Genomic DNA, 11,051 nt, shown 5'->3' on the forward strand with positions numbered 1-11,051 from the left:
GTAACGTAAGACACGAGGACCTCCGTGGATCGAGTGAGTGTGGTAACCCACATCGATACCGGAGGTCCTCGCCCTACCCCATCACGCCACGCTGCACACAACCACCGTGGGAAGAACAGCTAGCCTGGTTCGTGCGGGGCCGGTCGCCGCGTCGGACCCCGCGCGGGAGGCGACATGGCCGGAGCGAACCGCCCCTCGGTGACGGGACTCGACGACCGCACGCTCGGCCGCATCGATCTCGTCCTGGCCGAAGCGGACTACGTGGACGCGCGGGCGGCGATCGACGATGCGTGGCGGGTCGCCGTGCTCGCCGCCCACCCCGGCCTTCGCGCGGATCGGGACCGTGCACGGGCCGCCGCGGTGCAGGCCGCCAACCGGCGACGCGACCCGCGCGCAGCCCGCGTGCGAACCTCGACCGGGCTTCATCGCGCTCTGCTGATCGTCGCGTTCCTGCTCGGCGCGTTCGCGGTGGCCCCCATCGCGGTGCCGCGGGGCCGGCCTCTCGCGCTCGACGGCGGCATGCTGACCGCGGGGGTGCTGGCGGTGGTGTCGGTGGCGCTGCTGTGGTGGCTCGAGCCGCGCCGTGCGAACGGATCGCTGTGGGGGGCGCGTGCGCCGGCCGTGATCGACCTGTTCTTCGGCGGGCTGTGGCTCGTCGCCGCGGCTGTCGCGATCGTGGTGGGGTGGGGTGCGGCCGGTGCCGGGGGCATGCCGGTGATCCTCGGTCTCGCGATGCTGACGGGTGCCGGCATCGCCGCGCTCGTGCTGTGGCGGCACGGGCTGCGGGCCGACCGCTCGGGGCGTCAGACCGGCCTCGCCCGGGTCACTGCCGACCTCGTCGACGAGCGCGACGCGGCCGGAGTGTTCGACGCGCTCGATCGATGGTGGGAGGCGGCCGGTCCGGAGGCGATGCGAACGGATGCCGCGCGCGTGCGCGACGCGCGCACCGAGGTGCTCGCACGCCTGCGCGGCGCGACGATGATCTCCGAGAGCGATGAGCGCGAGGCATCCGCTGCCCCCGTTCCCGCCCGCTGGAGCGAGCGCCGCCGATGACCGTTGTGCGCGGCTAGCCTGGCGTCATGACGGTAGGCAGAATCCTGACCAGCGCGCTCGGCGGCGCCCTCCTCGTCAACGCGGTGCCGCACGGGGTCAGCGGCGTGCAGGGGCGACCGTTCCCGACCCCGTTCGCCGACCCGCCGGGCGTCGGCCTGTCGTCGCCGCGCGTCAACGTCGCGTGGGGCGCTGCCAACGCGGTGGCCGGCGTGCTCGTGCTGGCGCTGCGCCGCGGCATCCGGTCGCCCGGTGAAGCGGTCGCGGTCGCCGCCGGCGGGGTCGTCACCGCGGTCGTGCTCGCGCAGCACTTCGGAAGCGTCCAGTCCGGAGGGACGGGGCTGCGCGGGCGCCTCCGATCGTCGAACGGGGCGCGTCCCTCGCGCTTCCAATAGTTCACGGAACGCTGTATCGTCAGCCGGGTGCCGACCCTCACCGCAACGCTCTCGCACACGGCGGCGCTCGCCCGGCTGGGCCACGCGCTGTCCGATCCCACCCGCACGGCGGTGCTTCTCGCGCTGCGCCGGGGACCGGCGTACCCTTCCGACCTCGCCGACCAGCTCGGAGTCTCCCGCCAGGTCATGTCGAACCAGCTCGCGTGCCTGCGCGGGTGCGGACTGGTCTCGGTCACCGCCGAAGGGCGCCGCTCGTCGTACCGGCTCGCCGACGCCCACCTCGCACCCGCGCTCGGCGAACTGCTTCAGGTGGTGCTCGCGGTCGACCCCGAGTGCTGCACCGGCAGCGAGTGCGCGTGCGCATGAACGAGCGGATGCCGACCCCCACGCGCCGCGCGACGCTCGAGCGCCGCATTCGCTGGATCGTCGCGGCGACCATCTCGTACAACGTGATCGAGGCGATCGTCGCCATCGCGGCGGGAACGATCGCCTCGTCGGGCGCGCTGGTGGCCTTCGGGCTCGACTCGACGATCGAGGTGCTCTCGGCGGCCGCGGTGGCGTGGCAGTTCACACGGCGCGACCCCGAACGGTGGGAGCGGGGCACCCTCCGCGTCATCGCGATCGCGTTCTTCGCGCTCGCCGCCTACGTCACGATCACGTCGCTGGCCACGCTCGTGCTGCGGATCGAGGCCGAGCACAGCCCTGTGGGCCTGGTCGTCACCGCGCTCAGTGTCGCCGTGATGCCGCTTCTGTCGCTCGCCGAGCGCCGCGCCGGCCGCGAGCTCGGCTCGGCGACGGCGGTCGCCGACTCGAAGCAGACCCTGATCTGCGCGTATCTTTCTGCCTCGGTGCTCGTCGGGCTGCTCGTCAACAGCCTCTTCGGCTGGTGGTGGGCCGATGCCGCCGCGGGCCTGGTCATCGCCGGCTTCGCCGTGCGAGAGGGCGTCGAGGCGTGGCGCGGGGATGCGTGCGCGACGGCGGTGGGGATGCTCCGTGAATCGGAGTAGGCCGCGACTCGTGGCAGTCTCGAGAAGACCACCGCAGAAGGAGCGCGCCGTGTCGCACCCGCATGACCACGCCGCCCTGCCCGTGCCGCGCGAGGTCACGCTGCCGACCGAGCCGGCCACCACGGTTCGTCTGGCCTGGCGGGCGGTGCCCGAGGGCACGCCGCGGCGCGAGACGGCGTGGGCGCTGCTGCGCGAACTGCTGGCGCCGGGCACGGAGCTTACCAACCCGTGCCCTCGGTGCGGGGGGCCGCACGGTCCGGTACGGACGACGGATGCCTCGGCCCGGCCGGCCGTCGCCTATGCGGGCGCCGTCGCGGTGGTCGCCGTCGCCGACGCGGGGCCGGGTGGGTTCGCGATCGACGCCGAGGCGGAGTCCGACCCGGTCCGCGACGCCGCCGGCCTGCGCGGAGTGCTCGGCACCCGCACAGGCGTGGGCCTGCGCGACTGGGTGCGCACCGAGGCGGCGCTCAAGGCCGACTCTCGCGGGCTGCGGGTGGACCCCGGCACCGTGGTCATCACGCCCGTGGGAACCGCCGCGTGGCACGCCACGGTGCCAGGCGGCGCCGCCGTGTCGGGGTGGGACCTGGACGGGCCGCCCGGCATCCTCGTGAGCGTCGCGCTCAGCGGGGGAGCGCGGGCAGCGGGGGCAGATCCAGCCACCCGGTGAGAAGGTCGTCGGCGCCGGGGCCCGCCATGCGCACGGCCAGGGCCCGAAAGTCGGCCGTCGTCACCACCTCGCCGGCGCCCGCCCGCACCCATTCGCGCATCAGCGCCGAGAACGTCGCGTCTCCGGCGAAGCGGCGCAGCGCGTACAGCGTGAGCGCACCCCGCTTGTAGACGCGGTCGTCGAACATGAGCGCCGGCCCCGGGTCCGAGAGCACGAGGTCCTGCGGCATCCCCGCCAGGCGGGCGTGATGCCGCTCGGCCTTCTCGGCCACGGTCTGCCGACCGGCCGCCTCGGACCACAGCCACTCGGCGTAGCAGGCGAACCCCTCGTTGAGCCAGATGTCCTGCCACCGGGCGAGCCCCACGCTGTTGCCGAACCACTGGTGCGCGAGCTCGTGCGCGACCAGGCGCTCGGACGCCGCATCGAGGTGGTTCGATCCGAACACCGCCATGCCCTGGGCTTCGAGCGGGATCTCGAGCGCATCCGGCGTGACGACCAGCGTGCACGCGTCCTGCGGGTAGGGGCCGAAGTCCCGTTCGAAGAGCGCGAGCATGCGGGGGACAGGGGCGAAGGCGCCGTCGACCGCCGCGCGCAGCGCCGGCGGGTGCACGAGCGTCACGGCGACCCCCCGGGCGCCGAGGTCGAGCGGCATCGCGCGGGTCTCGTACGGGCCGATGTGCACGGCGGTGAGGTAGGTCGCCGTCGGCACGGCGGAGCGGTAGGTGCGGGCCTCCAGCTGGCCGCGCCGCGCGCTGCCGACGAGCGCGCCCGTGGCCACTCCCGCGTACCCCGCGTCGGTCGCGATCGTGATCGTGTAGCCCGCTCGGTCGTCGGGACGGTCGTTGCACGGGAACCACGTCGGCGCGCCGACCGGCTGCCCCGCGACGAGCGCGCCGTCCTCGAGCTCCTCGAAGCCGATCGTGCCCCAGCGCGTGCGGCGCGGACCCGGCGCCCCCGCGTACGCCACCTCGATCGAGAACCGCTCGCCGGGCTCCATGCGGCGGGGGAGCGCGACCCGCACCTTCCGTGGTCCCTGGGCGAAGCGCGTCCGCCGATCGCCGTCCACGCGGACGCGGGACGCGCGCAGGCCGATCAGATCGAGCGCGACGGATGACGTCGCCACGGCGGCCACCGCGTTGACGGTGGCCACGCCCTCGAGACGGTTCGTGCGCACGCGGTAGGTCAGGTCGAGCTCGTAGGACTCGACATCGAAGGTCGTGTCGCCGCTCTGCGGTGCGTACGGATCGTGCGGGCTCACGATGTCGACTGGTAGGCGCGCACCTTGACCGCACGCCACGGGCCGATGGGGTTCCCGCTCCAGCGCGAGCCGACGGGCACCGTCTCGCCGCGCATCACGAGCGACGCGGGTCCGACCGTCGCGTGGGCTCCGAGCCTGGCGCCAGGCAGGATCACGCTGTGCGGACCGAGCGTCGCGCCCTCCTCGAGTTCGACTGCGTCCATGCTCATGATTCGATCATGGAACAGGTGCGTCTGCACGACGCATCCGCGGTTCACGGTCGACCCGTCGCCGAGGGCGACCAGATCCGGCTCGGGCAGCCAGTAGCTCTCGCACCACACCCCGCGGCCGATGCGTGCGCCCAGCGAGCGCAGCCACACCGCGAGCGCGGGCGTCCCCGCGGCGGCACGCGCGAACCAGGGGGCGGCCACCATCTCGGTGAACGTGTCCGAGACCTCCGTGCGCCACACGAAGCTCGACCACAGCGGCTGCTCGCCCGCGCGGATCGGGCCGACGATGACCCACTTCGCGACGGTCGAGATCCCGGCGGCCACGGCCCCCGCGGCGAGCAGCACGATCCCCGACACGAGCAGCGTCCACAGCGGGCCGAAGGCCTCCCACAGCGCGGCGAGGCCGAACAGCACCCCGAGCCCGATCGCGCACGTCACGACGACGGGCACGAACCGGCCGAGCTCCCACAGCGTGCGGGCGAGTCGCAGGCCCGCGGTGGGCCGGTAGGTGCGGCTCTCGTCGCCCTCGGCCGACAGCCGGCGCAGGCGCACGGCGGGCGAGCCGAGCCACGACGAACCCGGTTTCGCCTTGACCGGGGCGGACGAGAGCACTGCGACCAGCCCGTCCCGCGGCACGCGGTGCCCGGGGGCGGCCATGCCCGAGTTGCCCAGGAACGCGCGCTTCCCGATCCGCACCGGACCCAGCCTCAGCCAGCCGCCGCGCAGCTCGTACGAGCCGACCATGGTGTCGTCGGCGAGGAACGCGCCGTCGTCGATCCGGGTCATCGAGGGGATGAGCAGAACGGTGGATGCCTCGACCTCGCGCCCCACGCGGGCGCCGAGCAGGCGCAGCCACACCGGCGTGAAGAGGCTCGAGTACAGGGGGAAGAGCACCGTCCGCGAGGAGTCCAGCAGCCTCTCGATGCTCCACGCCTGCCACCCGATCCGGCTGCGCACCGGGTGCACCCCTTCGCGCAGGCCGATCGACAGCAGGCGGACGGCGAGTACGACCGACGCCGCGAACACGACCCCGGTGGCGAGCACCGCCGGCACGAGCCACGCGAGGGCCGCGAGGAAGGCGGCGCCCAGGTCTGCGGCATCCCGGATGCCCTGCGCGATCACGAGCCCGCCGACCGCGAACGCGACGATCGGCAGGAGGCCGAGCGCGACCGACGACACCGCATACGCCCAGAGCCATCGGGTCGGGGCCGGCGCCCGCTCGGCGGGCCAGCCCGACTCGATGCCGCCCACGCGCTCCGCGGGGGAGCCGGCCCACGACTGGTCGGCGCGTACGCGCCCGAACACCGCCGAGCCGGGCGCGACGTCGGCGCGCTGCCCGATGCGGGTGCCGGGGGCGAGCGTGCTGCGCGCGCCGATCGTCGCGTCGGCGCCGATGCGCACCTCGCCGATGCGCAGGACGTCGCCGTCGATCCACGTGCCGGTGAGGTCGACCTCGGGCTCGATGGCGGCGCCGTCGCCGATCTCGAGCATGCCCGTGATGGGCGGCAGCGTGTGCATGTCGACGCCGCGTCCGATCTTCGCGCCGAGCGCGCGGGCGTAGTACGTCACCCACGGGGCGCCGGCGAGGCCGACCGCGTCGATCTGGTCCGCGATCTGCTCGGCGAGCCACAGCCGCAGGTGCACGCTCCCGCCGCGCGGATAGTCGCCGGGCCGCAGCCCCGCGAGCAGCACGCGCGCGGCGACCACGGCGATCGCCATGCGGCCGAACGGCGTCGCGAACAGGATCAGTCCGATCGCCAGCACCCACCACGGGGTGCGGGGGAGCGCGTCGAACCCCGGGGTCAGCTGCAGCAGGGCGCTCGCGGTGAGGAGATAGAGGAGCCAGCGGATGCCGGTGATGATGAACAGCGGAACCGTGAGGAGCGTCTGCGCCCACTGCGTGGCGCGCGGGGTCGGCACGGGCTTGTGGAACGTCGCGGGGCCCTCGTCGCCGAGGGGACCGAGGGCCTTGGCCATCGCGCTCAGCCGGGGGACGTCGTAGATGTCGGCGACCGAGAACTCCGGCACGCGCACGCGGATCCGCGACACCAGCTGCGCGGCGGCCAGCGACCCGCCGCCGAGGTCGAAGAAGTCCGCGGACCGGCTGGGGACCGGCATCCCGAGCACCGCCTGCCATTCGCCCGCGAGCCACGCCTCGGCCGGCGACAGGCCCGCGAGGGGCGTCTCGACGCCCGGGAGCGGCCACGGCAGCGCGGCGCGATCGACCTTGCCCGAGGTGCGCGCGGGCAGCTCGTCGATCACGGCCAGGAGCGGGACGATCGCCGACGGCAGACGCTCAGCCAGCAGCGCCCGCGCATGGGCGGTGTCGAACTCGGCGCCCGTGGTGACGAGGTAGCCGACGAGCACGGGCACCCCCGCCGCGGTCGAGCGCACCGCGGCGGCGGCTGCTGTGACGCCGGGAAGGTCTTGCAAGGCCGACTCGACCTCGCCGAGCTCGATCCGCCGGCCGCCGACCTTCACCTGATCGTCTGCGCGGCCCATGAACACCAGACCCGCCGGCTCGTAGCGCACGAGGTCGCCCGAGCGATAGGCGCGATCCCAGCCCAGTGTCGGCATGGGCGCGTACTTCTCGGCGTCTTTGGCGGGGTCCAGGTACCGCGCGAGCCCCACCCCGCCGATGATCAGCTCGCCCACCTCGCCCTCGGCGACGCGCTCGCCGTCGCCGTCGACGACGGCGAGCACCCAGCCGTCCAGCGGCAGGCCGATGCGCACCGGCCCCGCGCCGAGGGGGGCCGCGCACGCGACGACCGTCGCCTCGGTGGGACCGTACGTGTTCCACACCTCGCGACCCTCCGCCGCGAGGCGCGCGGCGAGGTCGGGCGGGCACGCCTCGCCGCCGAAGATCAGCAGCCGCACGTTCTCGATGGCGTCCTCGGGCCACATCGCGGCGAGCGTCGGCACCGTCGAGACGACCGTGATCCCCTGGCGGATCAGCCACGGCGCGAGATCCTCGCCCGAACGCACCAGGGCGCGCGGGGCCGGCACCAGGCACGCGCCGTGACGCCAGGCCAGCCACATCTCCTCGCACGACGCGTCGAAGGCCACCGAGAGCCCGGCGAGCACGCGGTCCTGCGGGCCGAGCGGATCGCCCTGCAGAAAGAGGTTCGCCTCGGCGTCGACGAACGCCGCCGCCGACCGGTGCGTCACCGCCACGCCCTTGGGCACCCCCGTCGAACCGGACGTGAAGATGATCCACGCGTCGTCGGTCTGTTCGGGCGGCGGAACCGTCACGATCGCCGCGGTGCTCGGGTGCGGAGCATCCCCCGAGAAGAGCGCAGCGGATGCCTCGTCCTCAGGCCCCGGCTGAGCCGGGACGTACACGCCTCCCGCGCCGATGATCCCGCGCACCCCGGCTTCGCCGAACACGAGGCGAGCCCGCTCGTCGGGATCGTCGACGTCCACCGGGACGTAGGCGGCACCGGCCGCGAGCACACCGAGGATCGCGATGTAGAGGTCCTTCGACCCCGAAGGAACGCGCACCCCGACGCGGTCGCCGCGCCGGACGCCCGCGTCGCGCAGCAGCGCGGCGGTGCGTCCGACCCGCGCCATGAGGTCGCGATAGCTGAGGGCGCCCGAACCGTCGTCCAGAGCGGATGCCTCGGGGTGGCGTGCCGTCGTGTCGCGCAGGATGTCGACGAGCGTCCGCGCGGGCGTCACCGCCGCCGACCGGTCGAGCTCGAGCTGGCGGACCGGTTCCTCCACCGCCGTCACCTCAGGACAGGAGGGCGACGAGCTGCGCCTTGGTCAGCCGCGAGTATCCGGTACTGCCTGCCTCCCGCGCCAGCGCGCGGAGCTGCGCGACTGTCAGCGACGACAGGTCGGACGAGTCGCCGGCGGCGGGTGCGTCGGGCTCTTCTGCTGTCGGGGGCTCGTCTGCCGCCGCGGGTGGTTCCGCTGCTTCGGGCTCGTCCGTCGCTTCCCGTTCTGCGGCCGGTTGGGGTTCAGGTTCGGGTTCAGGCTCGGGCTCGGGCTCGGGCTCGGGCTCGGGCTCAGGCTCAGGCTCGTCCGCGCCGGCGAGCTCGGCCTCGAGCGCGATCCGTGCGGCCTCGGCGTCGCGCTCGGCGCGCTCTGCTGCCCGCGCGGCCTTGGCGGACTCCTTCTTGGCCGCCTTGGCGGCCAAGACCCGTTCCTCGGCCTCGGCGGCGAGGCGCTCGGCTTCGGCGGCGGCGCGTTCGGCTTCGGCTCGCAGGAGCGCCTTCTTCTCAGCCTTGGCCACGGCCTGCGCGGTCGCCTTGACGAGCGCCCCCGCGGCGCGGGCTGCCTGTTTGGCCACTTTGCCCGGGTTCTTCCGAATCGACTTCTTGGGGGTGCCGGCCGCGTCCCTGGCATCGTCGGCCAGATCGCGGAGCTTCTTCGCAGCTTTGTCGGGCAGCGTCTTCGCCGCTCTCTTCGCCTGCTTCACCGCATAGGCGGCGTCGTCAATCGCCTCCAGCGCCTTGCGCTGAGCTTTCGTCGTCTTGGCCATGAGCGCACCTTAGTAGGCGAGGGTGAACAACGGGCCGCTCATCCGCAGACACCGACGGCGATCTGCCCGCGTCGTGCGGGCGTTCGTCACCTGTGGTGGGTAGAGTCTGCCCACGCACAGACCCGGGCACGACCGCAGAAAAGAGCAGCAAGCCATGCCTGACGACAAATCCATCGACGAGGAGCGTGCTGTCGCAGAGATCGCAGTCAGGCTTCAGGAGCGGTTCCCCGACGCCACGCCGCAGGCGATCGCCGCCGCGATCGAGCAGGCCCGCGACTCGCTCTCCGGCGCCAAGGTGAAGGACTTCGTCCTGGTGCTGATCGAGAAGGAGGCCAAGGCCCGCCTCAAAGGCAAACGCTGACGCCGGACCCGTCTCGAGCGCGGGATCGCAGCACGCGCAGCACTTCGCCCTCCACCAGCACCGGCACGTAGGCGCGCAGCCTCACCCCGTCGTAGCGTGTGAGCACATCGGCGACGAGCTCGAAGAGCGCGGCCTCTGCGACCTCAGGGAATCGTCGTGCGATGCGCTCGACGATGTGCACGAGCTCCTCGTACTCGTTCGCCGGATTGGTCGCACTCACCCTTCCAGCATGCGCCCGTTCGCCCGCGGCATCCAGCCCGGCTGTCGTTCACCGTTGTGCCGCAGGACAGCCGGACCGCATCACAGAGGCCTCGGTGCACGCGGTCGCACCCGATCAGCCTCTGGGCGAGAACAGCCCCCGCAGACGTCCGCGGACGGACGGACTCACACCGGCGGCGACCCCGATCGTGAGGGCGCAGCCGGCCAGAATCCCGCCGCCGACGATTGCGGTCACGGCGAGGGGCGACTGACCCCGTGCGAGAGCATCTTCGGCTTCGACGGATGTCTCATCGACCGGCTCGAGGTTCTTCCGAGAGGTGTCCGGGCGGTCAGGCGCCGCGGGAGTGGCTGCCGTGCTCTTGGAGGCGTCGGCGGGTGGGCTCGGCGTGGGCGCCTGGGGGGCTCCACCATGCTGTGCCGGGTCCGCGGCATCGCCGGGCACGCCAGGAGCAGGGGCCGCTGCGCTCGGCGCGACCCCCGGGGCCGACTCGGCGCCGGGCTCGACCGGCATCGTCGGCGCCGAGGCAGCTGGGCCTGAGCCCGCCGCGTCGGGCGAGTACACCTCGAGGCCGTCGTCGGTGGAGTAGCGGCCGAACACCTGCACGCCGAACATGCTCCCGTCCTCGCTGATGGCGACGGCGGCTCCCATGTGCGTGAAGTCCCCGGTGAGGTTTGCGTAATGGCCCGGGCTGTCGACCCATTGGCGCTGCAACGCGGCAACGTCGGAGTCCCAGCGGTAGGCCACGTTCTCACCGACCAGGGACCAACCGCGCGGAACCTGGGAGGGGTGGTCCGGGTTGTGGGCGAAGGGCTCGCCTGCGGCCATCTTGTCGGCCCAGGCCTGCGCGACCCGGTCGATCGCTGCACTGTGCGTGTACGCGTCGAGCCCGAGCGTCGCACGCAACTCGTTCGTGAGCGACACCAGCAGAGCGGATGCAGGGCTCGCAGTCTGTGTCGCGAAGGTGGCTGCCAGCGGAGTCGTCCGTTCGACGGCGACTGCGGGGGACGTGAACGCAAGAACGGCCATCAGCGCTGCGGCGCCCGCCGTGCCTGCGATGCCTGCGGTTCGGGGACTCATCGAAACTCTCCTTCAGAAGGTCGGGCGCACGCCAAGAACCCCTCATCCGGGGGTGTTCAAACATGTGCGCGGCAGGCTCTGAAGAGGTTCGATCGGGGGGTGGCCATGACGCAACGACACGATTTCGTGGGAGCCGGGGGGCTGCCCGCAGTCAGATGAGGCTTGGCGAACGCCCGCCATGATAGCGCGTCAGGCGCTGGTCAAGTCCTGGGACGTGGTGTATCTGATTCGTGATCCTTCGAGGGTGGGGGTCAGGTGGTGAGGGCTTTCAGGTCTGGCTCGGTTGCCTCCTCGGGGGCGGGTTCGGGTTCGCCGATGCGG

At 73.2% G+C, this 11,051-nt stretch carries 11 protein-coding genes; 6 read left to right on the forward strand and 5 right to left on the reverse strand.

Going from position 1 to position 11,051, the window contains the following annotated elements; genetic code table 11:
- Window positions 1-174 precede the first annotated feature (174 nt).
- From AB1K54_RS17070 to AB1K54_RS17090, 5 genes are read left to right on the forward strand one after another with little or no spacing between them, the layout of a single operon-like run.
- Window positions 175-1,053, forward strand: coding sequence for a hypothetical protein (locus AB1K54_RS17070; protein ID WP_371203964.1), 879 nt, complete (start codon window positions 175-177; stop codon window positions 1,051-1,053).
- Between the two features lie 26 nt (window positions 1,054-1,079).
- A complete protein-coding gene (locus AB1K54_RS17075; protein WP_371203965.1) occupies window positions 1,080-1,445 on the forward strand; it encodes a hypothetical protein in 366 nt (121 codons plus the stop codon).
- Between the two features lie 27 nt (window positions 1,446-1,472).
- Window positions 1,473-1,811: an ArsR/SmtB family transcription factor gene (locus tag AB1K54_RS17080; protein WP_371203966.1), complete on the forward strand. Its 339-nt coding sequence runs from the start codon at window positions 1,473-1,475 to the stop codon at window positions 1,809-1,811.
- 8 nt (window positions 1,812-1,819) lie between these two features.
- Window positions 1,820-2,452, forward strand: a complete 633-nt coding sequence (locus AB1K54_RS17085) for a cation transporter (protein WP_371203967.1) — start codon at window positions 1,820-1,822, stop codon at window positions 2,450-2,452.
- Between the two features lie 49 nt (window positions 2,453-2,501).
- Window positions 2,502-3,119 carry a chemotaxis protein CheY gene (locus tag AB1K54_RS17090; protein WP_371203968.1) on the forward strand — a complete coding sequence of 206 codons (618 nt, stop codon included), beginning with the start codon at window positions 2,502-2,504 and terminating at the stop codon, window positions 3,117-3,119.
- Here the strand turns inward: AB1K54_RS17090 and AB1K54_RS17095 are convergent.
- The 3 genes from AB1K54_RS17095 to AB1K54_RS17105 are packed head-to-tail and all read right to left on the reverse strand — an operon-like array spanning window position 3,073 to window position 9,072.
- On the reverse strand, window positions 3,073-4,377 hold the full coding sequence (locus AB1K54_RS17095) for a M1 family metallopeptidase (RefSeq protein ID WP_371203969.1): 1,305 nt from the start codon (window positions 4,375-4,377) through the stop codon (window positions 3,073-3,075). The genes AB1K54_RS17090 and AB1K54_RS17095 overlap by 47 nt on opposite strands.
- Complete coding sequence (locus tag AB1K54_RS17100; protein WP_371203970.1) at window positions 4,374-8,309, reverse strand: Pls/PosA family non-ribosomal peptide synthetase; 3,936 nt, start codon at window positions 8,307-8,309, stop codon at window positions 4,374-4,376. The genes AB1K54_RS17095 and AB1K54_RS17100 overlap by 4 nt, the downstream gene beginning before the upstream one ends.
- Window positions 8,310-8,319: 10 nt before the next feature.
- The gene (locus AB1K54_RS17105) at window positions 8,320-9,072 is read right to left on the reverse strand and encodes a hypothetical protein (protein ID WP_371203971.1); all 753 of its coding nucleotides are present in this window, start codon (window positions 9,070-9,072) and stop codon (window positions 8,320-8,322) included.
- 154 nt (window positions 9,073-9,226) lie between these two features.
- Between AB1K54_RS17105 and AB1K54_RS17110 the strand changes: the two genes are divergently transcribed.
- Complete coding sequence (locus AB1K54_RS17110) at window positions 9,227-9,433, forward strand: three-helix bundle dimerization domain-containing protein (RefSeq protein WP_371203972.1); 207 nt, start codon at window positions 9,227-9,229, stop codon at window positions 9,431-9,433.
- On the opposite strand, the gene AB1K54_RS17115 is transcribed toward AB1K54_RS17110, so the two are convergent.
- Both AB1K54_RS17115 and AB1K54_RS17120 read right to left on the reverse strand, forming a co-directional pair.
- Window positions 9,417-9,653 (reverse strand): three-helix bundle dimerization domain-containing protein, encoded by a 237-nt coding sequence (locus tag AB1K54_RS17115; protein WP_371203973.1) that lies wholly within the window; start codon window positions 9,651-9,653, stop codon window positions 9,417-9,419. The genes AB1K54_RS17110 and AB1K54_RS17115 overlap by 17 nt on opposite strands.
- Window positions 9,654-9,767: 114 nt before the next feature.
- Entirely contained in the window at window positions 9,768-10,730 is a 963-nt protein-coding gene (locus AB1K54_RS17120; RefSeq protein ID WP_371203974.1) for a CAP domain-containing protein, read from the reverse strand.
- Window positions 10,731-11,051: the final 321 nt, after the last annotated feature.

Origin of the sequence: Microbacterium sp. BWT-B31, assembly GCF_041379855.1 — a bacterium.
GTDB lineage: Bacteria > Actinomycetota > Actinomycetes > Actinomycetales > Microbacteriaceae > Microbacterium.

What these genes read in the sequence shown, in the direction of transcription:
- AB1K54_RS17070 (WP_371203964.1), top strand. Translation starts at nt 175, where the DNA reads ATGGCCGGAGCGAACCGCCCCTCGGTGACGGGACTCGACGACCGCACG.
- AB1K54_RS17075 (WP_371203965.1), top strand. Translation starts at nt 1,080, where the DNA reads ATGACGGTAGGCAGAATCCTGACCAGCGCGCTCGGCGGCGCCCTCCTC.
- AB1K54_RS17085 (WP_371203967.1), top strand. Translation starts at nt 1,820, where the DNA reads ATGCCGACCCCCACGCGCCGCGCGACGCTCGAGCGCCGCATTCGCTGG.
- AB1K54_RS17105 (WP_371203971.1), bottom strand. Translation starts at nt 9,072, where the DNA reads ATGGCCAAGACGACGAAAGCTCAGCGCAAGGCGCTGGAGGCGATTGAC.
- AB1K54_RS17110 (WP_371203972.1), top strand. Translation starts at nt 9,227, where the DNA reads ATGCCTGACGACAAATCCATCGACGAGGAGCGTGCTGTCGCAGAGATC.
- AB1K54_RS17120 (WP_371203974.1), bottom strand. Translation starts at nt 10,730, where the DNA reads ATGAGTCCCCGAACCGCAGGCATCGCAGGCACGGCGGGCGCCGCAGCG.